This window comes from Eggerthella sinensis, from assembly GCF_003339815.1.
GTDB classification, from domain to species: domain Bacteria; phylum Actinomycetota; class Coriobacteriia; order Coriobacteriales; family Eggerthellaceae; genus Eggerthella; species Eggerthella sinensis.
This window is the reverse complement of sequence record NZ_PPTT01000037.1, coordinates 1-24,758: the sequence shown is the minus strand read 5'-3', so window position 1 is coordinate 24,758 and position 24,758 is coordinate 1. Positions and strand designations below refer to the sequence as shown.

General features: G+C 67.0%; 19 protein-coding genes and 1 pseudogene. 3 read left to right on the top strand and 17 right to left on the bottom strand.

All coding sequences use genetic code 11. The annotated features are described in order from the left end of the window. Positions 1-12 precede the first annotated feature (12 nt). The 4 genes from C1876_RS15660 to C1876_RS15645 all read right to left on the bottom strand — a co-directional run bounded on the left by C1876_RS15660 (position 13) and on the right by C1876_RS15645 (position 3,911). A complete protein-coding gene (locus C1876_RS15660; RefSeq protein ID WP_114547659.1) occupies positions 13-1,326 on the bottom strand; it encodes an amidohydrolase family protein in 1,314 nt (437 codons plus the stop codon). A 65-nt stretch (positions 1,327-1,391) separates the two neighbouring features. Further along, a complete protein-coding gene (locus tag C1876_RS15655; protein ID WP_114547658.1) occupies positions 1,392-1,955 on the bottom strand; it encodes a GNAT family N-acetyltransferase in 564 nt (187 codons plus the stop codon). Continuing rightward, a complete protein-coding gene (larE, locus tag C1876_RS15650; RefSeq protein WP_114547657.1) occupies positions 1,952-2,584 on the bottom strand; it encodes an ATP-dependent sacrificial sulfur transferase LarE in 633 nt (210 codons plus the stop codon). The genes C1876_RS15655 and larE overlap by 4 nt, the downstream gene beginning before the upstream one ends. A gap of 211 nt (positions 2,585-2,795) precedes the next feature. Next, on the bottom strand, positions 2,796-3,911 hold the full coding sequence (locus C1876_RS15645) for an aldo/keto reductase (RefSeq protein ID WP_114547656.1): 1,116 nt from the start codon (positions 3,909-3,911) through the stop codon (positions 2,796-2,798). Between the two features lie 226 nt (positions 3,912-4,137). Here C1876_RS15645 and C1876_RS15640 point away from each other — a divergent pair, with 226 nt between their 5' ends. Then, positions 4,138-5,973, top strand: coding sequence for an oleate hydratase (locus C1876_RS15640; protein ID WP_114547655.1), 1,836 nt, complete (start codon positions 4,138-4,140; stop codon positions 5,971-5,973). A 67-nt stretch (positions 5,974-6,040) separates the two neighbouring features. Here C1876_RS15640 and ychF read toward each other — a convergent pair whose 3' ends face one another. The 11 genes from ychF to C1876_RS15585 form a co-directional block, all read right to left on the bottom strand. Continuing rightward, positions 6,041-7,114 carry a redox-regulated ATPase YchF gene (gene ychF / locus C1876_RS15635; RefSeq protein ID WP_114547654.1) on the bottom strand — a complete coding sequence of 358 codons (1,074 nt, stop codon included), beginning with the start codon at positions 7,112-7,114 and terminating at the stop codon, positions 6,041-6,043. Positions 7,115-7,232: 118 nt separating this feature from the next. Then, positions 7,233-8,201: a peptidase U32 family protein gene (locus C1876_RS15630; protein WP_114547653.1), complete on the bottom strand. Its 969-nt coding sequence runs from the start codon at positions 8,199-8,201 to the stop codon at positions 7,233-7,235. Beyond that, positions 8,198-9,043, bottom strand: a complete 846-nt coding sequence (locus tag C1876_RS15625; RefSeq protein WP_148044573.1) for a hypothetical protein — start codon at positions 9,041-9,043, stop codon at positions 8,198-8,200. The genes C1876_RS15630 and C1876_RS15625 overlap by 4 nt, the downstream gene beginning before the upstream one ends. A 9-nt stretch (positions 9,044-9,052) precedes the next feature. Beyond that, positions 9,053-9,292 carry a hypothetical protein gene (locus C1876_RS15620; protein ID WP_114547651.1) on the bottom strand — a complete coding sequence of 80 codons (240 nt, stop codon included), beginning with the start codon at positions 9,290-9,292 and terminating at the stop codon, positions 9,053-9,055. A 153-nt stretch (positions 9,293-9,445) separates the two neighbouring features. Next, positions 9,446-10,177: a response regulator transcription factor gene (locus C1876_RS15615; protein WP_114547650.1), complete on the bottom strand. Its 732-nt coding sequence runs from the start codon at positions 10,175-10,177 to the stop codon at positions 9,446-9,448. Continuing rightward, positions 10,174-11,883, bottom strand: a complete 1,710-nt coding sequence (locus C1876_RS15610) for an ATP-binding protein (protein ID WP_114547649.1) — start codon at positions 11,881-11,883, stop codon at positions 10,174-10,176. Before C1876_RS15610 ends, C1876_RS15615 begins: the two co-directional genes overlap by 4 nt. A gap of 53 nt (positions 11,884-11,936) precedes the next feature. Then, entirely contained in the window at positions 11,937-12,680 is a 744-nt protein-coding gene (locus tag C1876_RS15605; protein WP_114547648.1) for a TorD/DmsD family molecular chaperone, read from the bottom strand. A gap of 109 nt (positions 12,681-12,789) precedes the next feature. Next, positions 12,790-13,398: a 4Fe-4S dicluster domain-containing protein gene (locus tag C1876_RS15600; RefSeq protein WP_114547647.1), complete on the bottom strand. Its 609-nt coding sequence runs from the start codon at positions 13,396-13,398 to the stop codon at positions 12,790-12,792. Between the two features lie 10 nt (positions 13,399-13,408). Beyond that, entirely contained in the window at positions 13,409-16,045 is a 2,637-nt protein-coding gene (locus C1876_RS15595; RefSeq protein ID WP_244910174.1) for a DMSO/selenate family reductase complex A subunit, read from the bottom strand. A 339-nt stretch (positions 16,046-16,384) separates the two neighbouring features. After that, positions 16,385-17,767, bottom strand: coding sequence for a sodium-dependent transporter (locus tag C1876_RS15590; protein WP_114547646.1), 1,383 nt, complete (start codon positions 17,765-17,767; stop codon positions 16,385-16,387). 200 nt (positions 17,768-17,967) lie between these two features. Next, positions 17,968-19,542, bottom strand: coding sequence for a GMC family oxidoreductase (locus C1876_RS15585; RefSeq protein WP_114547645.1), 1,575 nt, complete (start codon positions 19,540-19,542; stop codon positions 17,968-17,970). Positions 19,543-19,833: 291 nt separating this feature from the next. Here C1876_RS15585 and C1876_RS15580 point away from each other — a divergent pair, with 291 nt between their 5' ends. After that, a complete protein-coding gene (locus tag C1876_RS15580; protein WP_114547644.1) occupies positions 19,834-21,660 on the top strand; it encodes an amidohydrolase in 1,827 nt (608 codons plus the stop codon). A gap of 3 nt (positions 21,661-21,663) precedes the next feature. Here C1876_RS15580 and C1876_RS15575 read toward each other — a convergent pair whose 3' ends face one another. Continuing rightward, on the bottom strand, positions 21,664-22,218 hold the full coding sequence (locus C1876_RS15575; RefSeq protein ID WP_114547643.1) for a hypothetical protein: 555 nt from the start codon (positions 22,216-22,218) through the stop codon (positions 21,664-21,666). Positions 22,219-22,380: 162 nt separating this feature from the next. Here C1876_RS15575 and asnB point away from each other — a divergent pair, with 162 nt between their 5' ends. Beyond that, on the top strand, positions 22,381-24,345 hold the full coding sequence (gene asnB / locus C1876_RS15570; protein ID WP_114547642.1) for an asparagine synthase (glutamine-hydrolyzing): 1,965 nt from the start codon (positions 22,381-22,383) through the stop codon (positions 24,343-24,345). A gap of 211 nt (positions 24,346-24,556) precedes the next feature. Here asnB and C1876_RS15565 read toward each other — a convergent pair. Next, positions 24,557-24,758: pseudogene (locus C1876_RS15565) on the bottom strand (hypothetical protein); the annotation flags it as partial.

Sequence of the window (24,758 nt, the reverse complement as noted above, 5' to 3'; positions counted from 1 at the left end):
CCGCCTACCAGGCTAACAGGCCGCCTTCGGCAGGAACCCGTCGAGCTCCGCATCGAGTTCGGCCAGATGCTTGACCCGCGGCTGTTCGTCGAGCACGCCGCGGGCCATGACCATCTTCACGTCGCGCAGGGCTTCCAGATTGCCGAGCGGGTTGCGGTCGAGCACGATGAGGTCGGCCGCCTTGCCCGCCTCGACGGAACCCGTCTCGTCGCCGAGTCCCAGGATGCGCGCGTTGCCCAACGTGGCCGTGTGGAGCGCCAGCTGCCGCGACGCGCCCACGATACGCTCGAAGTACACCACCTCGCGCCACATGTCGTACTGCGTGATGTAGGGGCACGACGAGTCGGTGCCGATGCCCACCGTCACGCCGGCAGCGAGCGCCTGCTGCGCGACGCGCACGATGCCGTCGAACACGATGCGGCCGTTCACCTTCTGCACTTCGGTGGAATGCGTCTTCGCCGGGTCGAGCTCCACGAACGGCAGCGCCGGCGACACCGTGCACGTGAGCGACGAGGCGCGCCCCGCGCCGTTGCGCTTGAACAGCGCGATCAGCTCGTCGTCGAGCGCCGCGCCGTGCTCGATGGTGTCCACACCGGCCTCGAGGCCCACGCGCACGCCCTCGGCGCTCTCGATGTGCGCGGCGGTGCGCAGCCCCAGCTTGCGCGCCTCGTCGCAGGCCGCCTGGGCAATGTCGGGCGACATGCGCAGCACGCCGGGCTCGCCCTCCACCTCGGCATCGAACACGCCGCCCGTGATGAACAGCTTGACCAGGTCGCAGTTGCGCGCGAAGCACGTGCGCACGATTTCGCGCGCCTCCTCGGGCGTCGAGGCAACATGCGCGAACAGGCCCGCGCCGTGACCGCCCGGCACCGTGACGCCCACGCCCGACGTGACGAGGCGCGGCCCGGGGTACTTCCCCGCGTTGATGGCGTCGCGCACCTCGACGTCGGCGAAGCCGGGGTCGCCCACCGAGCGCACCGTGGTCACGCCGCTGGCCAGCTGCTGCTGCGCGCTCGCGCGCAGCGTGCGGCGCAGGTACCACCGGCCCACCGGGTTGCCCACCACCTTGTCGATAAGCTCGCCCGCCGCGCCCGCGCTCGTCGGCCTGCCCGAGCCGCACAGGTGCACGTGCAGGTTCACGAGACCGGGCATGAGGTACGCGCCCGCCAGGTCGATCTCGCGCGCGCCCATCGGAGGCACGGTGGTGGCAGCCGGGCCGACGGCTTCGATGACGCCCTCGTTCACGACGACGGTCATGTTGGGCTGCGGCTCCATGGCCTCGGTGCCGTCGAGCACGGTGGCATGCGTGAACACGTACGCGGACATAGCTCCCCCTTCGATGGGTCGGTTCGCCCGGCGTTGCGCCGGCGGGATCGATTGCTTCGTGTCCGTCAGTATACGCCGTCGCGCCCGGCACGTGGTATCGAGAACACGAGATGCGGCATATCCACGCCGCGATAGCGCTTGACGAACGAACCTTCGGGCACCATGCCGTTGCGGCGCGCGACGCGTTGGGACGCGACGTTCGTGTCGCGGATGATGGAGTACACCTTCTCCACGCCCACCTGGTCGAACGCGTAATCGCGACAGGCCCGCGCCGCCTCGGTGGCCAATCCGCGATGCCAATGCGCGCGCTGGAACAGATAGCCCACCTCCACGACGCGCGTCCCCCGGCCGTCGCCGTCCTGGTACGTGAGGCCGCACTGGCCGACAACCTCGCCGGTTTCCTTGAGCACGACCGCCCACAGGCCGAAGCCGTCCTCGCGATACCGTCGCAGCTGGTTGTCGAGCCACGCATGCGCCTCTTCGTCGGACAGCGCGCCCTCGTAGGCGTACATGACCTCGTCGTCCTGCAGCATGAGGCAGAGCGCGGCGAAGTCGTCCGGCGTGAACTCGCGCAGGATCAGGCGATCGGTCTCGAGGATGAAGCGACCGCGGCGCGCGGGCTCGCTCACGACCGGCTCCCGTCGGCGATGCCGAGGCGCGCGGCCGTCGCGGCGAGGGCGTCCTCGGTGATGGGGCGGCCCGCTCCCACGTGCACCGCAATGCACGAGAAGCTGGGCTTGTCGGCCGTGAACAGGCCGAGCGCGCGCGAAGCCGCCCGCACGTCGTCCTTCGTCATGCCCGCGCGACGCAGCGGCGACACCACGCCGAGCTCCGCGAGCGCCTGGAAGCCGGGCCGGTTCGCCGGATCGTCGGTGACGTTCGTACCGTCGGCCAGCACGTCGTAACCGTCGCGCGCCATGTGCTCGAGGATGGTGGAGAAGATGAACGTCTTGCAGCGGTAGCACCGGTCGGGGCCGTTCGCGCACACCTCGTCGTGCGCGAGCACGTCGGCGTCGATCAGCTCGAACTCCGCGCCCAGCTCGGCCGCCAGGCGGCGCGCGTCGTCGATCTCGAACGCCGGCTGGAACGCCGTGCGCACACCGTACGCCTTCGCCGTGCAGCCGGCGCGCAACGCGGCCGCCAACAGGTACGACGAGTCGCACCCGCCCGAAAACGCCACCGCCAGCCGCGGCGTGCGCGCGAAAAACGCCTCGAGCGCCTCGACGCCCACATCCTGCCCGGGACCCGTTATCGTCATGGTGACGCTCCCTCCTTCTCTCAGCCGGACTCCAGCATACTTGTTCGAGCTAACTCCAAGTCAAGGCGACCGGAGCACATGTGGCCAAAACCGGCCCCCCCGTTTTGCGCGGCGATGAAATCTCCGAACAGGAAAACGCAATCCGCCGCGCAAGGCGAGGGGACGCAGGCTGATAGATTTGCCCTACCGGGCCCGCGGCCGCCGCGCTTCCCTACTTCTCAAACAGCTCCGCTGCTCGGCCGAGTTCCTTCACGATGGCGATATGCTGCGGGCACACGCTCTCGCACGCGCCGCAGCCGATGCACGACGACGCCGGGCCGTCCGACGCGTTCCAATCGTAGTTCTCCTGCGCGCGATACCCGTCACGGTACAGGGCGAGGATGTTGAGCGACGCGAGCGCAGCGGGGATGCGCACGCCTTGCGGGCAGTTCTTCAGGCAGTAGCGGCAATCGGTGCACGGCACGGTGTCGATGCCGTCGAGGATGGCGCGCACCTTCGCGAGCGCCTCGTGCTCCTCGTCGGTGAGGGGCGCGAAACCCCTCATGAGCGCCACGTTCTGACGCACCTGCTCGGGCGTCGACATGCCCGACAGCACGGAGAGCACGCCCGGCAGCGACGCGGCGAAGCGCAGCGCCCACGACGGCAGCGGCTCGTCCGGGTTGACGGCGCGCAGCACGTCAACGGCCTCGTCGGGCAGGCGCACGAGCGAACCGCCCTTGATGGGCTCCATCACCACGACGGGCAGCCCGTGAGCGCGCGCCACCTCGTAGCATGCGCGCGACTCGATGGTCTCGCTCTCCCAGTCGGCGTAGTTGATCTGCAGCTGCACGAAATCAACCTCGGGATGCGCCGCCAGCACGTCCTCGAGCACGGCGGCCTTGTCGTGGATGGAAAAGCCCAGGTTGCGGATGAGACCCGCTTCCTTCTTCTCGCGCAGGAAGTTCCACAGATCGAAGTCGTCGAACAGCTTCGTACGATCCTCGCCCAGGTTGTGCAGCAAGAAGTTGTCGAAGTAGCCCGCGCCCGTCTCGCGCAGCGACTTGTCGAACATGGCGCGCGCATGGTCGGCGTCCTTCGCGAGCCACGCCGGCAGTTTCGTTGCCACCTGAAACGACGCGCGCGGGTAGCGCTCGACGACGGCCTGGCGCAACGCGGCCTCCGATTTGCCGCCGTGGTAGCCGCGCGCCGTGTCGAAGTATGTGAAGCCCGCGTCCATGAACAGGTCGGCCATCTCCTTGACCTGCTCGATGTCGATGACCTTCTCGCCGTCCACCTCAACGGTGGGCAGGCGCATGAATCCGAACCCCAGCTTCCCAATCTCGCTCATCGTGGTTCCCCGCTCTCTGATATCAGGCGCAATTGCGCGCGCTCTCGCAAAACAAGTATACACAAGGACGCCGGGACGGGCACCGCTCGTTCGAGGCGGCAACCGGCTCGCTCCCCACATGACCTACTCCATACGACACGTCATCAGCTCGGTACGCCTGCCTCGCCCGTGGGCACCCCGCATCACAATGGGGGCCGTACCATCACGTCGAGAGATTGGAGACCCCGTGTACTATTCCAGCGGAAACTACGAAGCATTCGCCCGCCCGGCAAAGCCGGAGGGCATCGAGGGCAAATCGGCCTACATCATCGGCACCGGGCTGGCGGGCTTGACGGCCGCATGCTACCTGATACGGGACGCCCAGATGGACGGCTCGCGCGTGCACCTGTTCGAGCGCGACGCCGAGCCGGGCGGCGCCTGCGACGGATGGGAATATCCCCAGATCGGCTTTACCATGCGCGGCGGACGCGAGATGGACAACCACTTCGAAGTGATGTGGGACCTGTTCCGCTCCATCCCCTCCATCGAGGACGAGCACATGAGCATCCTCGATTACTACTACCAGCTGAACAAACGCGACCCCAATTATTCCCTGTGCCGCGCGACGGTCAACCGGGGCGAAGACGCCGGCCTCGACAACACGTTCGGCCTGTCCGACAAGGCGTGCATGGAGATCATGAACCTGTTCTTCACTCCCGAAGACGAGCTCGACGACAAGGCCATCACCAACTACTTCTCCGACGAAGTGCTCGATTCCAACTTCTGGCTGTACTGGCGCACCATGTTCGGCTTCGAGAACTGGCACAGCGCGCTCGAGATGAAGCGCTACATCCAGCGTTTCGTGCACCATGTCGGCGGGCTGCCCGACTTCAGCGCGCTGCGCTTCACCCAGTACAACCAGTTCGAATCCCTCATCCTGCCCACGGTGAACTACCTGAAAGACCACGGCGTGCAGTTCCATCTGAACACCGAAGTCGTCGACGTCACGTTCTCCAACACCGAGGAGCGCAAGGTGGCCACCGAGGTGCAAACGATATGCGAGGGAGCGCCCAAGGCCTTCCACCTCACCGACGACGACCTCCTGTTCATCACCAACGGCAGCTGCGTCGCCAACTCGTCCTTCGGGTCGCAAGACAAGCCGGCGCAGTTCAACACCGTGCTGGAAAAGGGAACCGGATTCGACCTGTGGCGGCGCATCGCCCGACAGGACCCGTCGTTCGGACACCCCGAAAAGTTCATCGGCGATCCGGAGAAGTCCAATTGGATGAGCGCCACCGTCACGACGCTCGACGAGAAGATCGTCCCCTACATCGAGAAGATATGCCGTCGCGATCCGTTCTCAGGCGGCGTCGTAACCGGCGGCATCGTCACCGCGAAAGATTCAAACTGGCTTCTGAGCTGGACGTTCAATAGGCAGCCCCAATTCCGCGCCCAGCCCGACAACGAGTTGTGCGGCTGGCTGTACGGCCTGTTCACCGACGTGCCCGGCAATTACGTGAAGAAGACCCTGCGCGAATGCACCGGCAAGGAAGTATGCATGGAATGGCTGTACCACCTGGGCGTTCCCGAATCGCAGATCGAAGAACTCGCCGAGAAGAGCGCCAACACGGTTCCGTGCATGATGCCCTACATCACGGCGTTCTTCATGCCGCGTGCTGCCGGCGACCGGCCCGACGTCGTGCCCGAGGGCGCGGTGAACTTCGCGTTCATCGGGCAATTCGCCGAAACGCCGCGCGACACCATCTTCACCACCGAGTACTCCATGCGCACCGGCATGGAGGCCGTCTACACGCTGTGCAACATCGACCGCGGCGTGCCCGAAGTGTGGGGCAGCGCGTTCGACATCCGCGACCTGCTGAACGCCACCACGCTCATCAGGGACGGCAAGCCCATCACCGACATGGACATGAACCCCCTCGAGAAGCTCGCCCTGCACGAAGGGATCGAGAAGCTCAAGGGCACCGACCTCTACGGGCTGCTGGCCGCGTTCGGCGTGATTCCGTCCGACGACGCCGACGCGCCCGCGCCCGCCACCGGAGCGGTGTACCCCGGCATGCACTAAGCGCCAAAAGGCCGCATACCCCCTGATCGATGGGGGTATGCGGCTTATCACGGTGCCGTGGGGCGCGCTACACGTTAAACTTGAAGTGCATGACGTCGCCGTCCTGCACGACGTACTCCTTGCCTTCTTGGCGGAGCTTGCCGGCGTCGCGGCAGCCCTTCTCGCCGTTCAGCTCGGAATAGTCGGCGAACGCGGCGGTCTCGGCCTTGATGAAGCCGCGCTCGAAGTCCGAGTGGATGACGCCGGCGGCCTGCGGGGCCTTCGCGCCGATGGGCACGGTCCAGGCGCGCGTCTCGGTCTCGCCGCTCGTGAAGTAGGACTGCAGCCCCAGCAGGTGGTACGCCTCGCGGACGAGGCGGGCCAGACCGCTCTCCTTCAGGCCCATGGCCTCGAGGTACTCCTTCGCCTCGGCCGGGTCGATCTCGGCGAGCTCGGCCACGTCGGCCTCCACCTTCGCGCAGATGGGCACCGGCGCGCAGCCGTCGATCTCGGGCAGGTCGGCCGTGAGCTGGTCTTCGTCGACGTTGGCCAGGTACAGCATGGGCTTCATCGTGAGCAGGTGCAGGTCGTACAGAGCGGCGCGCTCGTCGTCGGTGAGATCGAGCGTGCGGGCGCGATGGCCCTCGTTCAGGCCCTCGTACACCTTCTTGGCCGCAGCCACCTTCGCAGCGCCCGCCTTGTCGCGCTTGGCTTCCTTCTCGAGGCGCGGCAGCGCTTTCTCCAGCGTGCCCATGTCGGCCAGGATGAGCTCGGTCTTGATGGTTTCCACGTCGCTCTGCGGATCCACCTTGCCGGACACGTGCACGACGTCGGGGTCGCCGAAGAAGCGCACGACCTCGCAGATGGCGTCGGTCTCGCGGATGTTCGCGAGGAACTGGTTGCCCAGGCCCTCTCCCTGCGACGCGCCGGCCACGAGACCGGCGATGTCCACGAACTCGACGGTGGCCGGCACGATGCGGGCCGGATGGTCGATCTCGGCGAGCCGGTCGAGGCGCGCATCGGGCACGGGCACGACGCCCACGTTGGGTTCGATGGTGGCGAACGGGTAGTTGGCCGCGAGGCCGCCCTTGTTCGTGAGGGCCGTGAACAGCGTGGACTTGCCGACGTTCGGCAAACCGACGATACCGATGGATAGCGACATGGGACTTCTTTCTCAAGCGTATGCATTGCGTATCGCCCCATGATAGCAAAACGCACGGAGCCCCGCCTCCGCTCCGCGCATATTCTCCGCTTTCGACGCTTCGATTGCGGACGCGCACTCAGCGGACAGCCGGAAACCGCACTTCGGGGTAGTAGCAGGCGAGGGCGTCGGCGCAGTCGCGGGCGCGCTCGGGCGGGACGCGCATGCGCTCGAGGTACTCCTGCTCGCTTGCGCACGTCCGGGCGATGGCCGCGTTGCGCACGACAGCCTCGATGTCGCGCAGGATGTACGTCGAATCGTCGGAGCGGCCGACGATCTTCGCCGTGGTCACGCCGGCCCGCATGAGCCGATAGAGCGCGCACAGGCCGCAGGCCGTATGATGGAAGCGCTCGTAGGCCTGCGCGTTCTCGCGCAGCGCGCGGTCGAGCTCCGCCGCGCCGGGCCCTGCCACGTAGTGCTCGCGACGCGCGTGCCGCACGTCCCAGCACAGGGCGTTCCTGCCCTCGATATGGCGGCCGAGGCACAGCCCGTCGGCGAAGACGCACCCGTTGCGCATGACGAACGCCTCGTACTCCACGCCGGGCGCCGCCTGCACGATGGCCTCGATCTCGTCGAGGCTCACGTCGCGCGGGATGATGACGCGCGTGCAGCCGAGCCGCCGGTAGAAGCGGGCGATGTCGGCGTTGTACACGCCGCACATCGTGGAGGCCACCACGGCAAGCCCACAGTCGGCGGCGGGCTGAACCGCCTCGGGCACCGACACGATGACGCCGGCGGCCCCGGCCTCGTGCAGCCGCTCGAAGTAGCCGAACAGGAAGTCGAGCTGCTCCTGCGCATACGCGTTCGCATTGAACGTGACGTAGGCCCGCTTGCCCAGCGCGCGCACCTCCTCGACGATGGCGAGCGCCTCGTCGAACGTGTAGGGGTTCGCCGTGCGGCCGAAGCCCGTCATGCGGTTGAGGTCGGCGGCCTCGCCGAAGCGATCGCGCCACGCGTCGTCGTGGAAGCCCAGGTAGAACTCCTCGCCGCCGGCTTGCGCGTAACGTTGCAGGTAGGCGCGGTCGTTCACGGGCACGAGGGGCTTCATGAGCGCACCAGCGCGTCGAACGGCGTCACGATCATGCGGAATTCCTCACCCTCGCTGATGAGGCAGTCGTGGTTCGGGAAGAGCACCGTGCGGCCCCAGCGCAGCATCCGCACGCCCGATGGCAGCTCGTAGCCGACGGCGCAGCGCGCGCACTCGAGCGAGCACGGCGCGTTCGGGCGGAACTTCTGACGCACCGGGCGGTGCACGCTTGCCAGCTCGCAGAGCGCTCCCGTGGTGAGGTAGCAGTACGGCACGTGCACGCCCACCTGGATATGGGGCATGAGCCCGCTCAGCGGGGCCAGGTCGAGAGCCGCGTGCGTCGGGTCGATCTCGATGCCGCGCACTTCGCCGCGCCGGAACACCTCGGTGAGCAGGGCGGGAATGGCCACCGTATGGCGCTCCTCGAACAGGCGGACGTACCGCGGGTCGCGCGGCTCCTTCGAGAACAGCCGCCCCGCGTTGACGGAGCAGCCGTAGCGTTCGACGCAGAAGGCCAGCATGCCCACGTCGTTCACCGTGATCTCGTCGACGACGTCGCCGAACCCGTACACCAGCCGGTCGATGCGCTCGCAACCGGCCGCGAGGTCCTTCTGCGAGAACACGGGCACGACGAGCGTGGCCGGCACGCCCAAGCGGCGGCACAGTGCGAACGCCTCGCGCCACACGCGTCGCGGCTGGCGCAGGAAGTATTGGCTGCAGAAGGTGGAGCCGACGTAGAGCCGCTCAACGGAGCTGCGGCCCGCCTCCTGCATGGCGCGCTCCACCAGCTGGGAGAGCGAAAAGCCACGCGGACGGGCCGCAGCCGCCACATCGGCCACGCTGCACGCGGGTATCGATTGCATGGCGGGTGGCTAGCGTCCGCCCACCGAGGAGCCGCCGCCGTGACGCGCGTTCACCGGGGCCTCGCGGCCCGTGCGGCCGTTCGAGGCCGGCGTCTGCGCGGTGCCGTGCGGCGCGCCCGCGCCGGCGCCATAGCGCTCACCGGAGCCGTACGATTCGCCGGACCCGTACCGCTCGCCTGCGCCGTACGTCTCGCCCGCACCGTAGCGCTCGCCGGAGCCGTACCGTTCGCGCTTGCTTTCTTCTGCCATGAGATCCTCCTTCGTCGCAGTGCTTCGCATGCGGCCCAACCGGGCCTGCGCCGCATGGCGCCAGGAGATCATAGCGTCCGCGCCTCACGCCGCACGGGGCCCCGCGTCCCCCTTGCTGGAGCGTGCCCGTGCCGTAAAGCGCCCGATACCCGCCTACGCGCGCTGACTCTCGAACAACGCGCGGTCGGCCAGCTTGTAGCCCACGCGCCATACGGTCATCAGGTAGCGGGGCTTCGAGGGATCGTCCTCGATCTTCTCCCTGATCTTGCGCACGAACACCGTCACGCTGTTCGGGTCGGTGGCGTCCTTCGCGCCCCACACGTGCTCCATGATCTGGTCGCGCGTGAACACGCTGCCGGGATCGGTGGCCAAAAGCTCGAGCAGCTCGAACTCCCGCGACGACAGCGACACCGGCTTGCCCGCCAGGCGCACCTCGTACTTGCCGAACAGCAGCTCGAGCTCGCCCACCTGGTACGTTCGGCGCTTCTTGGGCGCGGTCGACAGCTCGTCCTCCTCGGCCTTGCTGCGGCGGCGCAGATGCGCCTTGATGCGCAGCGAGAGCTCCTCGGGCTGGAACGGTTTGACCAGGTAGTCGTCCGCGCCGGCCTTGAACCCGATGCTCTTGTCCACGATGTCGCCCTTGGCCGACAAGAACATGATGGGCACCTTGCGCCCCTCATCGCGGATCGTCCCGCAAATCTCGAACCCGTTCGTGTCGGGCAGCATGACGTCGAGAATGAGGAAGTCCGGGCGCTCGGCACGCAGCATGGCAAGCCCTTCCTCACCGCCCCCGGCGCAGCAATACGCGTACCCATCGCGCTCGGCTATCTGGCCGATGAGCACCTGCAGGCTCTCATCGTCGTCGATCAGCATGATCTTCGTCACTCGTCTTCCCCCTCTGTACCCCCGTCGGCGGGCAGCACCACGCGAAACACGCTCCCCTCGCCCACCCTGCTCTCAAGCGACACCGCGCCGCCCAGCATGGCCGCGAGATCCTTCACGAGCGAAAGCCCCAGGCCGCTGCCGCCGTAGCGGCGCACTGTCGACATGTTCTCCTGAGCGAACCGCTCGAATATCAGCTCCTGCTTGTCGGCCGGAATGCCGATGCCGTCGTCGGTCACCTCGATAACCACGAGCCGCGCTCCCTCGTCGAAGCGCACGTCCACCGAAACCGAACCTTCCTCCGGGGTGAATTTTATCGCATTGCTCACGAGGTTGACGAGGATGCGCCGCACCTTCTCCCAATCGGACAGGATGAGGGGCACGTCGCCGGCCACGCGCGTGGCGAGAGCGATGCGCTTCTTCGCCGCAAGCGACAGGCTGGACGCCTCCACCATGCCCACGACGTCGCTCATGTCCACGAGTTCGAGGTTGAGCCGCTCCGATCCTGCTTGAATCCGCGCGGTTTCCAGCACGTTGTCCACCATTTCCAGCAGGATGCGCCCGTTCTTGTCGATCTCTTCCAGCTGTTTGCGCACCAGCTCGTCGGCACGCGGCACGCTGTCGGCCATGAGGTCGGTGAACGCGAGGATGGACGTGAGCGGCGTGCGCAGCTCGTGGCTCACGATGGCCAGGAAGTCCGACTTGTACTGGTTCTCGCGCTTGAGCTTGTCGTTCACCTCCTCGACGTGCCGGCGCTGACGCTCGAGCTCCTCGTTGGCGGCGGACAGCTGCATCGTGCGCTCGTCCACCTCCGACTCGAGGTTGCCGTACAGCGACGACAAGCTGGACGCCATAGCGTCGAACTGGGCGAACAGCTCGTCGATCTCGCGCGAGGCGTACACGGGCGCCACCTTGTCGGGTAGCGCCGACGGACCGCTCGGCGAGCCGTCGGACAGGTCGGCCAGGGAATGGCGCAGCTCTTCGAGCGGGCGCGTGATGAGGCGCGTGAGCACCACGTAGATGATGGTGGCCATGCACAGCATGATGGCCAGGAAGAACAGCACGTTGCTCACCACGGCGCCGGCCATGTTCTCGTAGTACATCTGCGTGGGCACGATGACGCTGACGGCACCCGCCAAGTCCCCCGTCTGCCAGCCTTCCTTCTCGTAGCCGGTGGGGTCGAGCTCGCCCTGCGGCGCGCCGTGGCACTCGATGCAGTGCTCGGTCACCTTCATGGCCGACACGTAGCGGAACACCGATTCGCCCTGGTACTCCGCGAAGCCGTAGTACATCTCGCGGTCGGGGTCGCCCGGGTGCTCGGCGAACTGCGCAAGCGCCTCGGACTCGTAGGCATCGGGCGTGTTGTGGATGTTGCGCGGGGTGATGTTCGTGAAGCGGATAGTGTAGTCGGAATTCTGCGAGAAGAACGCCGCCACCGACTTGCCCGCGATGGCGCAGTGGAGGCCCTTGTACTCGTAGGCGCCCTCAAGCGTGTAGTTGATGGTGTCCTGATTGATGGAGATGAAGTCCCACACGGCGTCCATCTCGGTGACGAGCACCCGCGACTCCTCGAGCAGCATGGCCTCGGTGGCGCGCTTCTGCGACTCGTACGTCCAGGCGATGTCCACGATCAGCAGCATGAGCAGGACGAACGACAGCAGGCCGATGATTTTCGTCTTCAGTCCGAAGTTGGCTTTTTCCGCCGCCATGCCGTTCGCCCCCGTTGCCCATCATGCGCCGTGCGCTCGAGAAATTCCCGTCATTATAGGGGTTCGCCCAGCAGATACGCCGCTTCGTCGATGGTTTCGGACGCGCGAGCCCCCAAACTCGCGGCCAAGGATGCGATGGAAGCCGCCGCGAGCTCGGCAACCGCGCGGTACTCCGGCTCCTTCGCGCGTGTCTTCACGTTGGCCAGGAACACGGGCGCGAACACGAGCACGTGGTCGGCCAGCAGCGCCCGCGCGGCGTCGAGCGCCCGCTGCGCCTCGGCCGACGCGGCCGCGGACGCGTCGGCATCCTCGTCCTCGCCCGCCATCGCGCGTTCCGCTTCCCCCAGCACGTGCGCCAAGAACAGCAGCTCGAAGCCCAGATGGTCGTCGGGCACGCTGCCCTGCCCCGGCACCTGCACGCCCCAGGCGCGGTACGCCTCCCGCACTTCGAGCGTGGTCGGCCCGAACATGGTGCGGTCGTCGGTGCGGTACACCGACTCGAAGGGCGAGGTGCCGCTCGACCCTACCATGTAGAACAGGTACGCGTAGTCGCGGCGCAGCGCCGTCTTCACGGCGGCGCCCTCCTCGGACGCCGCGCGGGCAAGCACGTCGTGCAGCTGCGAGGCCGCCGCGGGCGCGACGGCGGAGAACGGTTGCTCGAGCATCAGGGCGCGCTGCTCGATCAGGCGGTCGAGCACCTCGTCGGAGGGGCTTTCGCACAGCACGAGCGAGCAGAACTCGCACAGCACGCGGTACGCCTGCACCGTCTCGAGCGACAGGTTGTCGGTCGTGGCCATGGATGGTCCTTTCACATGCCGAGGCACCGCACCGCGCCGGGGAGGGAACCGGCGCGATGCGGTGCCGTGCGGGTGCCTGCGGGGAGCGCTCCCCGCAGGCACCGGATGGTTAGTGGGTGATTTCCAGCGGGTTGAGCAGCGTGCCGCCCTTGTCCGCGTCGCGATGCAGGCCGATGACCACGTTCGGGGCCGTCGTGTCTCCCAGCTCGCCGATGACGGCGTTGTCGCCGTGCGCGGCCCGCAGGTCCTCGATGCTGCCGAACTCGAGCGCGCGCACCGGACAGGCCTTCGCGCAGGCCGGGTCGGGCGTGCCCTCTTCGTTCTCGTCGCTGCACAGCACGCACTTGTGCGACAGGCCGTCGGCAAGCTGCACCGGATGACCGTAAGGACACGACTTCTCGCAGGTCATGCAGCCGATGCACACGCTCTTGTCGTTGTTGACGATGCCCGTCTCGGGGTCCTTCTTCATAGCGCCCGTGGGGCAGTTCTCAACGCAGGCCGGGTTGTCGCAGTGGTTGCACGTCATGGACGTGTAGTAGGTGAAGGCCGTCGAGGTGAACGAACCGTCCTCGGCCGCCTCCCACGCACCGCCGCCGAACTCGTACACCTTGCGGAACTTCTGCGGCACCTCGAGGTTGTTGCGGTCGAAGCACGACGTCATGCACGCTTTGCAGCCCGTGCAGATGTCGGTGTTGACGAAAAATCCGTACTGTTCCATGAAAGCCCCCTTACGCCTTCTCGATCTTGCACAGGTTGGAATGCACGCCGTTGCCCTTGGAGATGGGCGTGGGGCGCGCCGACGTCAGCACCGAGATGCAGCCGCCCTTGTCCAGCACGTCCTTGCTGCCGATGGTGGCGGCGTCGCGCGTCTCGGGATCGTACCACGCACCCTGCGGGATGGACACGACGCCGGGCATGATGCGCGGCGTGACCTTCGCCGACAGCTGCGAGCGCCCGCGCTCGGTGGACACGATCACGTCGTCGCCGTTCTCCACGCCGAGCGCGGCGGCGTCCTGCTCGTTGATCCAGCACTGCTGAGGCGCCACGGACTTCATCCACTCCACGTTGCCGTAGGACGAGTGCGTGCGCGTCTTGGTGTGGTGGCCGATCAGCTGGAAGGGATAGTCCGCCTTCGTGGCCTCGTCGCCGAAGCCCTCCACGTTGTTGTAGTAGATGGGCAGGCCCGTGATCTGGTCGCGCCCGTCGTCGGGCACGTAGCCGCCGCACGTGAGGTCCCACTGCTTCGACAGGTTGTACGCCTGCTTCGAGAACACCTCGTACTTGCCCGAAGGCGTGGCGATCTTCTCGTCGGTGGCGATGGCGGGCTCGTGCTGGTCCGTCTTCTTGAACAGGCCCTGCTCGCGGAACTCCTCGAACGTTGCCGGGAAGTCCTCGCCGGCCTCAACGCCCTGCTCGTAGCTCCACTTCACCCAATCGAGCTGGCTCTTGCCCTCGGTGAACTGGTCCTTGAGGCCCAGCTTGTCGGCGATGAGCGTGCATATCTCGTACACCGGTTTCGCCTCGAACAGCGGATCGATAGCGGCGCTCTCGCAGCACACGAAGCCCGTCCAGGCCGTGCCGCCCGTCACGATGTCGTCCTCCTCGAACGCCGTCGTGCCCGGCAGGATGATGTCGGAGACGAGCGCCGTCGGCGTGAGGTAGCAGTCCACCGTCACGATCATGCGCACGCCGCTGTCCTTCTCGTCGGGCAGGTTGTAGATGCGCAGGGAGTCGTTGATGTCGGCATGCTGGCCGGCCATGACGTTGCTCGCGTAGTTCCAGATGAACTTGATGGGAGCCTTGAGCTTGATGGTGCCGGGCTCTTCGGCGTAGATGGTGGCGCCCTTCTCGTTGATGTGGCGCACGCCCCATGTGGCGTCGTCCATGGACTGGTAGTCCTCGATGGCTTGGTACCAGTCGAAGAACGACACGCACACGTCCACCGTGTTCTTCTCGGGGAAGGTGGGGATGGCCGTGGCCACCTTGTACGGCACGCCGCCGACGGCTTCGCGCGCGCCGGTGCCGCCGCCCGAGATGCCCACGTTGCCCGTGATGGCCGCGATGAGCGCGATGGCGCGGGCGTTGTTGCCGCCGGCGCTGTGGCGCTGCGGGCCCCATCCCTGGATGGTGGCCGTGGGGCCGTCGACGAACAGGTCGGCCAGCGCGCGGATGGTGTCCGCGGGCACGCCCGTGATGGCGGCCGCCCACTCAGGAGTCTTCTCGCCCGTGCCCTCGTAGGCGCCGGTGCCCTTGAGGTAGGCCTCGTAGGACATATCCTCGTCGATGACGAGCGCGCCGGCCTTGTCGAAGCCCATGAACGAGGTGTCCTTCGGCTCGCCCTGCTTCACGTCCTCCACGAACGTGTCGCTGAAGAAGCCGATGAACTTGGAGCGGATGAGCTCCTCGTCGAGCTTGCCCTCGGTGAAGAGGTGGTGGATCATGCCGGCCACGAGCGCCATGTCGGTGCAGGGGCGGATGGGAACCCACTGGTTCGCCACGCCGATGGCGGTGTCGGACAGGTGCGGGTCCACCACCACGATATGCGCTTCGGGGTTCTGCAGGCGCACCTGGGTGATGAGGTACTGCATGGCCGAGCCGCTCATGCGCGTGTTGGCGGGATTGTTGCCGAACAGCACGATGTTCTTCGAGTTCACGAGGTCGGTCACCTCGTTGTTGGAGTAGGCGTCGCCGTTGAACAGCGGAAGCTCCCAGTTGATCTGGCCCGTGGAGTAGTCGCAGTAGTGGCGCAGGTAGCCGCCGTAGAGGTTCATGAGGCGCGCGAACGCCGTCTTGTCCGGGTGCCACGACTTCGCCACCGTGCCGCCCAGCTGGCCCGTGCCGTACTGGATGTAGAAGGCGTCGTTGCCGTACTCGTCCTTGATCTCCTTCATGGTGGTGGCAATCTGATCGATGGCCTCGTCCCAGGAAATCTCCTCGTACTGGCCCTCGCCGCGCTTCGTGCCCTCCACGCGACGCAGCGGCTTCTGCACGCGCGTCTCGTTGTAGATGCGCTGACGGTTCGTGCGGCCGCGCACGCAGGAGCGCATCTGGTAGATGCCGCCGGGCTCGAAATCGTCGGTGCCCTCGTTGTCGTTGCCCACGCGCACCACGGTGCCGTCCTTCACGTACAGCTTGAGCGGACAGCGGCTGCCGCAGTTCACGTGGCAGCCCGACCAATGGGTGCTGTCGTATTCGAATGCGGCCGGCGTCGCGTCGGCGGCGCCCTCGTCCTTGGCCTTCTCCTCGCCGTGCGGCGAGCAGCCCGTCAGCGCAACGCCGGCGCCCACCAGGCCCGACCATGCGAGAAACGAACGGCGGCTGATACCGGGCGCACGATGGGTCGCGCTGCTGGTTTCCTGAGCCATACTCTCCCCCTCTCGAAGCTCCACGTCGGGAGCCTCTCTCCTCGATTCGGCTTTCAAACCTGCCTATCAGTCTACTGAGGCCGCCACAGAACCTCCATGCCAGTCATCTGCATTTTTCCTTATGAAACTATTATCGAAATATAAAGGGTGCCGAAGGGAGGGATGCGGAAGGGAGGAGTGCAGAAAGGAGGGATGCAGAAGGGAGGACGAACGAACGGATGCGGGGCGTCGGGATGCGAGCGGGGGGGGGCGAACGGGATGCGAGCGAGCCCCGCCCCAACACAAAGCGGGGCACCCCGAAGGACGCCCCGCTTGCACGCTCGCCTGTCCTGCGATGCGCTAGAAGCTGATGATGCCGAACGTCTGCGCGACGAATGCCACGAGGATGACCACCACGAGCACGGGCGCGATGTACTTGATGACCACCGTCCACGCCTTCTCGGCGCGGAAGCTGCTGGAGATCTTCACCTCGTCCACGATGGCCTTCGGCTTGATGATCCACCCGACGAACACGCAGGTCAAAAGCGCCACGATGGGCATGATGACCGAGTTCGAGATGAAGTCGAAGAAGTCGAGCAGCGTCGTGCCTGCACCCAGCGGCTCGATGAACGACAGGCCGTTGTAGCCCATGTTCACGATAATGCCGGCCACCACGACCACGGCGATCACCGTGCCGAGCGCCTTCTTGCGCGACCAGCCCGCGCCGTCCTGGATGATGGACGTGCACGTTTCGGTGAGCGAGATGGCGCTCGTGAGCGCCGCGAACAGCACGAGCAGGAAGAACAGGAAGCCCACGACGGTGGCCGCCCCGCCCATGTCGGCGAACACGCCGGGCAGGATGACGAACATGAGCGACGGGCCGGAGTTGGCCGCCACGGCCTCGCCCGAGCCCATGGCCACGAACGCGGCCGGCACGATCATGAGGCCGGCCAGGAACGACACGCCGATGTCGAAGCCGCCGATGCGCGCCACGCTCTGCGTGAGGCTGGACTTCTTGTCCAGGTAGGAACCGTACGTGATCATGATGCCCATAGCCAGCGACAAGCTGTAGAACATCTGCCCGAGCGCGCCGATGACAAGCTCCGGCGAGAACTTGCTGAAATCGGGCATGAGGTAGTACAGCGCGCCGTCGATGGCGCCCGGCATGGTGAGCGTGTACAGCGCGATGCCCACGGCCATGACGATGAGCGCCGGCATCATGACGAGGTTCGCCTTCTCGATGCCGCCCTTCACGCCCAGCGATACCACGATGAACACGATGGCCATGAACAGGAGCATCCAAAGGAAGCTCTCGGTGTTGCTCGTGATGAAGCCCGTGAAGAAGTCGCCGCCGTCGGCCAGCGCCTCAGGGCCGTTGATCAGGTACGCCGCCGTGTACTTCGTCACCCAACCGCCGATGATGCAGTAGTACGGCGTGATGATGAACGGCACGGTTGACGCGAGCACGCCGATGAAGGCGTACTTCTTGCCGAACTGCTTGAACGCGCCGATGGCCGACTGCCCCGTCTTGCGACCGAGCGCCGTCTCCAACAGCAGCAGCGATACGCCGAACGTGAACACGAGCACGAGGTACGTGATCAAGAACGTGCCGCCGCCGTACTTGGCGGCCAGATAGGGGAAGCGCCACATGTTCCCCAAGCCCACGGCGGATGCCGCCGCGGCCAGAATGAACGCCCACTTGCCCGACCACGCCGAGCGCGTATGCGTGTGCGTAGAAGCCATTCGTTTCCTCCATTGCGAACTATATCGATATTCCCCGGAACAACCGCCTGCGGAGGGAATCCGCAGGGGTCGGATACGGGCGCCCATCCACGTTGTGCACCTGCGCCACGATCCAAGTGCATCATTATACCGGGAAACCGCTGGGGACGGACCACGTTTTCGCAGAAGGGCGCTCATGGGAGCGCAAGGCAGCGCAGCCCCTACGCCCCCGCTTCTTCCAAGAGGTGCTGCGCCACCGTGGCGCCGATAAGGTAGACGGCCGCCGAGGTGTTGCCGTCCACGTGGTACGGCACGATGGACGCGTCGGCCACCACGAGGTCGCGCACGCCGTGCACCGCGCCCCATCCGTCCACGACGGCGTCGCCCTCGGCGCCCATGCGCAGCGCGCCCTGGTCGTGGTAGGTGTGGATGAACGAGGAGCGCACGTAGGCTTCCAGCTTCCCATCGTCGGCCAGCACGTCGGAGGCGGGGCTGAGCAGCTGGTAGGACGCGTCGATGGCGGCAAGCTCCTCCGCCATGGGGGCGATATAGGTGCGCAGCGCCTCCATGAGCACGGCGACGTCGGCGTCGTTGCTCAGGAAGCCGAAGTCGCCGCGCATGATCTTGAGCGGGTCGTCGCTTTGGATTTCAAGGGTGCCGCGGCTCTTCGGGTTGACGCACAGCACGCCGAGGTACAGCACCTCGGGCGTGACGCCCGTGGCAATCACCTGGATGGAGCGCTCGCCGGCCGCGCCCGTGCCGTCGGGCGACGGGAAGAACGCGCCGCCGTGCTGCTTGGCGTGGGGATCGCTCGAGGCGAGCTGCGCGACGTCGTGGCCGTTCACGCTGAACACGGCGCCCGTGTACGCGTCGTCCATGAGGTGGCGCCCCACGTGCTCGTTGACGCAGACCGCCGGCACGCCCGCACGCTCGAGCACCTCGGCCGGGCCGATGCCCGACAGCATGAGCAGCTGCGCGCTGCGCAGCCCGGCGCACACCACCACCTTCTTCGCCGCATGCGCCTCGCGCGTTTCGCCGTCCTCGAGGTAGCGCACGCCGTACGCGCGCTTTGCGTCGTCGAACAGCACCTTCGTGGCCGTCGCCTGGAAGCGCACCGTGAGGCGCCGGCCGTCCACGCCGCCGCCCTCGGGCGTCATGACGTCGGCCGACAGGAAGCAGGCCGACGCGCTGGCCCGATTGCCGTTAGGGAACTGGTACAGCTGCCAGCCGCCGAAGGGCCCGAGCGGCGTGGCGGGGTCGTTGTAGTCCGCGACGGGGCCGAAGCCCACGGCACGCTCGAACGCCGTGACCAGCTTGTCCACGAGCGCCGGGGTCTCGGGATAGCTCTCCCGGATGCGCAGCCGCCCGCGCTCGCCGCGCACGGCGGGGTCGACGTTCGGGGCCTCGTAGTCCTCGAGCTGCTGAAACACCTGCGTCGCCTGGCCGGGAGACCACTGCGGCCCGCCCACACGCGCCCACTGCTCCAGCACGTACGGCGTGGGACGCACGTACATCTCTCCGTTCACCGACGAGCCGCCGCCCAGCACCCGGCCGCCCGTCAGGGGGAAGTCCTTGCCGCCCACGCCGTCCTGCGGGACGGACGCGCCCCACCAGAAGTACTCCGGGAAGTGCCGGTAGAGGTTGGCCGAAGGGCTCACGATCAGCTCGTCCTCGTCGCGGTTCTCGCCCGCTTCCAGCAGCAGCACCGACGCCCCGCTCTCGCTGAGCTTCTCGGCCATGACGCAGCCCGCCGGGCCCGATCCCACCACGATGTAGTCGTATTCCTTCGCTTCCATGAAGACGCCTTCCTGATGCGCGCGCAGGATGTCGTCGGCGCGGCGAGGCGCCGGCAGGCTGCACGCTGTTCGTATGGTTCGCCCCACGGTAGCACGGCGCGGCGGCGCGCCCCGCCCGCAACGCCGCGCACCGCCGAACCGCAAAGCGCCCTTCACGAAAGCGTTTCCTCACAGGCGGTATGCGCGGCCTCCACCGTTCGGTGGCAGACGCGATCCGCGCGCTGCACGCGGCGGCGCGCGCGGCATCATCGGGCTTCCCCGCCGTCGACCCCGACTCGAAAGGACGCGCCGATGAACCCATCCGCCTCTCTCACCCGCCGCACGTTTCTCGCAGGAAGCGCCCTGTGCGCCGCCACGGCCGGCCTCGGCCTGTTCGGCTGTTCGTCCGCCGGTCCCGCCGACCACGCGAGCGACAGCGACGCCGGCAGCGGCACGAACGCCAACCACGCCGTGGACGCCTACTACGAGAACGCGGCCATCTACACCGCAGACGAGGGCAACACGACCGCGGAAGCCCTCGCCGTGCGCGACGGCAAGATCGCCTTCGTGGGCTCGGCGGCCGACGGTCAAGCCTACAAGGATGCGGCCGGCCAGGTGGTGGACCTGCAGGGTTCGTTCGTGCTGCCCGGCATGATCGACGGCCACATCCACACCGGCTCGCCCGACTTCTTCGACTTCAGCCTCATCGGGCAGACGTCTGCCGACGATCAGCTCAAAACCATCAAGGAGTACGTGGACGCGCACCCCGAGAAGGACACGTACCTCGGCTACGGCTACGCGGCCAGCCTCTTTCCCGGCGAAGAGCTGGAGAAGGGGCCGAAGAAGGAGCGCCTCGACGAGATCAGCCCCGACAAGCCCCTGCTCGTGTACTCGTTCGACGGGCACGGCGCGTGGCTCAACTCGAAGGCGTTCGAGTACCTCGGCATCACGAAGGACACCGCCTCCACCCCCGGCGGTCAGATCGTCAAGGACGCCGACGGCAACCTGTGGGGCACGCTCGCCGACTCGGCCATGTCGCTGGCCGGCCGCTACCCCTTCGACCAGGACAACCTGCCCGAAGCCGTGGCCTCGTTCGTGCAGCAGCTCAACGCGCTGGGTTACACGTCCATCTTCACGCCGCCCGGCAACGGCTTCTTCCCCATCCCCTACGAGGCGTACCGCACGCTCGAGGACAACGGCGAGCTCACCATGCGCGTGCGCGGCGCCGGCATCATCACGAGCTGGCAGACCGACGAGGACCTGCGCACGCTCGACGAGCTGAAGAAGACGTACGACGGCGGGCTGCTCAAGGTGATCGCCGGCAAGGTGTTCGCCGACGGCGTCATGGACAACGAGTCGGCGCTGCTGTCCGCGCCCTACGCCGACAACCCCGGGTCGTACGGCGAAACCGGCTGGGAGCAGGAGCCGCTCAACAAGGCCGTCGAGGCGCTCAACCGCGCGGGGCTGCTCGCGCACATCCACGCCATCGGCGACGCCGCGGTCACGATGGGCCTCGACGCCATCGAGTACGCCGAACAGCACGTGCCCGACGACAAGCAGCGCAACGCCATCACGCACCTGCAGCTCGTGCAGGACGGCGATGTCGAGCGCTTCGCCAAGCTCGACGTGGTGGCCGTGGCGAACCCGTACTGGCACTACAAGGCGCCGCGCTACTGGGAGGCGAAGGAGAAGCCCGCGCTGGGCGACCGCGCCGACCGCATGTACCCGCTGCAGGCGTTCGCCGACGCGGGCGCCGTGCTCGTGTCGGCTTCCGACTACCCCGTGACCGCGAATCCCAACCCCTTCGTGGCCATCGAGACGGGCGTGACGCGCAACCTCGTGGACGGCGCCGAGTACGAGGTGCCCGACATCACCGACCCCGATGACCCCGCCTACCTGCTGTGGCCTGAGCAGCGCGCGAGCGTGACGCAGATGATCCGCAGCTTCACCATCGACGCCGCGTGGGCGCTGTCGCTCGACGGCGAGACGGGCAGCCTCGAAGCGGGCAAGGCGGCCGACTTCATCGTGGTGGACCAGAACATCCTGGAAGCGAAACCCCTCGACATCAAGAACACGAAGGTCCTCCAAACCTACCTCAAGGGCACCCGCGTCTACGACGCCGCCCTCGCCGAGCAGTAAGGACTAGGCTTCGAGGGGGTCGAGGGTGACGGGAATCGGGCTGTCGTCGAGGGCGTCGCCCGGGATGAACGCCTCGACCCCGTCCGAGGCGTTCGCCTGGACGGTGACGTCGGCCCCGCCGCGACAGGCGGCCACGACCTTGAGGGCGTAGCGGCCGGGCGCAAGCGTGCGCGCAAGGCCGCCGGACGCCTCCCCTTCGCACAGGGTTTCAACCTGCTCATCGTCGAAGGCCACGAACGCGAGCTTGATGTCGCCGTGGACCGCTTCCAAATCGCACGAGATCGCCAGGTCGCCGCCGTCGGCGGGCACGTCGAAGGCGAGCAGCGTCATCGAGCCCGACAGGCCGCCGATGTGGATGCCCTCCAACGTGGACGCGCCGTCGAGCTGCGGCCCGTTGTACAGCACCACCGAATACGCGTCGTCCTGCTGCGCGATGGCCTCGTCATCGTCGTAGAGCCACGCGGAGCGCGCCGCATCGAAGGGGCTCGTGCACCCCGCAAGGGCGCAACAGAGCGCGGCGGCGGTCAGGGCGAGGAACGCGGTTCGCTTCGCATTCATGGCGGGCACCTTTCAAGAGGAGGCGGCATAGAACATGATACCCCCCCCCCAGCTCGAATGTGCAAATCTGCGGTTTTGGCGAGGGGACGGGCGCGACGCTTGGGGGTAGGACGCCGATTCGGCTATCATGTGTCGCAGACCAAACGAGAAGGAGAACCATCCATGTGCGGTATCTGCGGATTCACCGGCGCCACGCAAGCCGATCTGCCCACGTTGAAGGCCATGTGCGACGTCATGGCGCACCGCGGCCCCGACGGCGAGGGCCAGTACCTTGCCGACGGCGTGGCCCTCGGGCACCGGCGCCTCTCGCTCATCGACCTCGCGAACGGCAACCAGCCCATGGTGCGTGCCACGGGCGCGCACGACTCGGCCGTGACCTCCCCCGCCGTCGAAGGGTCCGCGCCCGGATCGTTCACCATCGGCGACTACGCCATCGTGTTCAACGGCGAGATCTACAACTACCGCGACCTGCGCTGCGAACTGGAAGCCGAGGGCTGGACGTTCAAAACCGAGTCCGACACCGAGACGCTGCTCGTGTCGTACCTGGCGTGGGGCTCGCTGCTGCTCGACAAGGTGCGCGGCATGTTCGCGTTCGCCATCTGGGACAAGCAGAAGCAGGAGCTGTTCTGCGCGCGCGACTTCTTCGGCATCAAGCCCTTCTACTACACCCTGCAGGACGGGGAACACGGCCCGCAGTTCATCTTCGCATCCGAGATCAAGTGCATCCTCGAGCACCCCGCCTACGAGCGCGCGCTCAACGAGGAAGCGCTCGAGCAGTACCTGTGCTTCCAGTTCTCGGCGCTGCCCGAGACGTTCTTCAAGGGCATCATGAAGCTCGAGCCCGCCCACTGCATGACCGTGCGCGCCGACGGCACCACCGAGACGCAGCGCTACTGGCGCCCCACCTACGACTTCGACGAGAGCCGCAGCCGCGAGGACACCGTGGAGGCCATCGACGCCGCCATGCGCGAGTCGGTGCGCTACCACAACGTGGCCGACGTGGAGGTGGGATCGTTCCTGTCGAGCGGCATCGACTCGAGCTACATGGCGGCGTGCCTGGCCAGCGAGAACCCCGACATCAAAACGTTCACCGTGGGCTTCGCCGAATACGAGGGCGAGCGCGACGAGATCACCTGGGCCCGCGAGCTGGCCGACGAGCTGCACATCGAGAATAACTCGAAGCACATCTCCGAAGAGGAGTACTGGGCCAGCCTGCCCCGCGTGCAGTGGCACATGGACGAGCCCTCCGCCGACCCGAGCGCCGTGGCGCTGTACTTCGTCGACCAGGAAGCGGCGAAGAAGGTGAAGGCCGTGCTGTCGGGCGAGGGTGCCGACGAGTTCTTCGGCGGCTACCGCATTTACCAGACGCCGTTCGCCAACCAGAAGCTGGCATGGGCGCCGAAGGGCCTGCTGCGCGGCGCGTCGAAAGCGGCCCGTGCCCTGGGCGTGCGCGGCGCGAACTACCTCGAGCGCGCCTCCGAGACGCCCGAGGACTGGTACTACACGAACGCGAACGGCGTGGCGTTCTCGCCCGACGAGCGCGAACGGCTGCGCGCCGGCAAGCGCCCGGACGGCGCGGCGCGCGTGGCGTCCCCCCAGGAGCTCATCGCGCCGGCGTACGCGGAGGTGGCGGGCCTCGACGAGACGACGCGCATGCAGTACGTCGATTTGTACTTCTGGCTCGTGGGCGACATCCTGCTGAAAACCGACAAGATGTCGATGGCGCACTCGCTGGAATCACGCGTGCCGTTCTTGGACAAAGAGGTGTTCAACGTCTCGCGCACCATCCCCACCCCGCTCAAGGCGAACGACGAGCAGACGAAGATCACGCTGCGCGAGGCCGCCGAGCGCGCCATCCCGAAGGATTGGGCGCAGAAGGAGAAGCTGGGCTTCCCCGTGCCCGTGGTGAACTGGCTGCGGCAGGACCGCTACTACGACGAGATCAAGGAATGGTTCACCGGCGATATCGCGGAGCGGTTCTTCAACACCGACGAGCTGGTGAAGCTGCTCGACGAGCACCGCGGGGGAGCGGATCGATCCCGCAAGATCTGGATCGTGTACATGTTCCTCATGTGGTACAAGATCTACTTCGTGGACAAGACCGTGCCGGAGAAGCCGGCAGCGTAGACGCAAGAAGGGCCCCGATCGGGGCCCTTCGCGTACCAGGTCGCTTGCGCGCGCTTCATGTGGCAAATTTTGACGCGATTGCGGGCGAAATCGCCCTTTTTCGTCCGAAATCGGCCGCATTTCGCCGTTGTCGAAGGCGTTACCCCAGGTCGGCGTTTGCACCGAGGACGCGTCAGGCCGCAATCGCGAAAAAACTTGCCAGATGGAGCGTTTAGGCGAGCTTCGACGAATCGACGGCGACGAGATGGCCGTGCTCGTCCTCGAAAACGCACAGGCCGCCGTCGCGGCTCTCGTACAGGTTGCGGAAGCGCGCGAAGCGGCGCTTCTTCGCCGGGCGCGGAACGGGTGCGGGCTCGGGCTCGGCGGCCGATTGCGGCTCCGGGGCGGGCTCGGGTTCGGGGGCAGGCTCAGGG

Excerpts from the sequence above, each read along its gene's own strand:
- C1876_RS15660 (WP_114547659.1), bottom strand. The coding sequence starts at position 1,326 with ATGTCCGCGTACGTGTTCACGCATGCCACCGTGCTCGACGGCACCGAG.
- larE (WP_114547657.1), bottom strand. The coding sequence starts at position 2,584 with ATGACGATAACGGGTCCCGGGCAGGATGTGGGCGTCGAGGCGCTCGAG.
- C1876_RS15645 (WP_114547656.1), bottom strand. The coding sequence starts at position 3,911 with ATGAGCGAGATTGGGAAGCTGGGGTTCGGATTCATGCGCCTGCCCACC.
- ychF (WP_114547654.1), bottom strand. The coding sequence starts at position 7,114 with ATGTCGCTATCCATCGGTATCGTCGGTTTGCCGAACGTCGGCAAGTCC.
- C1876_RS15630 (WP_114547653.1), bottom strand. The coding sequence starts at position 8,201 with ATGAAGCCCCTCGTGCCCGTGAACGACCGCGCCTACCTGCAACGTTAC.
- C1876_RS15625 (WP_148044573.1), bottom strand. The coding sequence starts at position 9,043 with ATGCAATCGATACCCGCGTGCAGCGTGGCCGATGTGGCGGCTGCGGCC.
- C1876_RS15620 (WP_114547651.1), bottom strand. The coding sequence starts at position 9,292 with ATGGCAGAAGAAAGCAAGCGCGAACGGTACGGCTCCGGCGAGCGCTAC.
- C1876_RS15610 (WP_114547649.1), bottom strand. The coding sequence starts at position 11,883 with ATGGCGGCGGAAAAAGCCAACTTCGGACTGAAGACGAAAATCATCGGC.
- C1876_RS15605 (WP_114547648.1), bottom strand. The coding sequence starts at position 12,680 with ATGGCCACGACCGACAACCTGTCGCTCGAGACGGTGCAGGCGTACCGC.
- C1876_RS15600 (WP_114547647.1), bottom strand. The coding sequence starts at position 13,398 with ATGGAACAGTACGGATTTTTCGTCAACACCGACATCTGCACGGGCTGC.
- C1876_RS15595 (WP_244910174.1), bottom strand. The coding sequence starts at position 16,045 with ATGGCTCAGGAAACCAGCAGCGCGACCCATCGTGCGCCCGGTATCAGC.
- C1876_RS15590 (WP_114547646.1), bottom strand. The coding sequence starts at position 17,767 with ATGGCTTCTACGCACACGCATACGCGCTCGGCGTGGTCGGGCAAGTGG.
- C1876_RS15585 (WP_114547645.1), bottom strand. The coding sequence starts at position 19,542 with ATGGAAGCGAAGGAATACGACTACATCGTGGTGGGATCGGGCCCGGCG.
- C1876_RS15580 (WP_114547644.1), top strand. The coding sequence starts at position 19,834 with ATGAACCCATCCGCCTCTCTCACCCGCCGCACGTTTCTCGCAGGAAGC.
- C1876_RS15575 (WP_114547643.1), bottom strand. The coding sequence starts at position 22,218 with ATGAATGCGAAGCGAACCGCGTTCCTCGCCCTGACCGCCGCCGCGCTC.
- asnB (WP_114547642.1), top strand. The coding sequence starts at position 22,381 with ATGTGCGGTATCTGCGGATTCACCGGCGCCACGCAAGCCGATCTGCCC.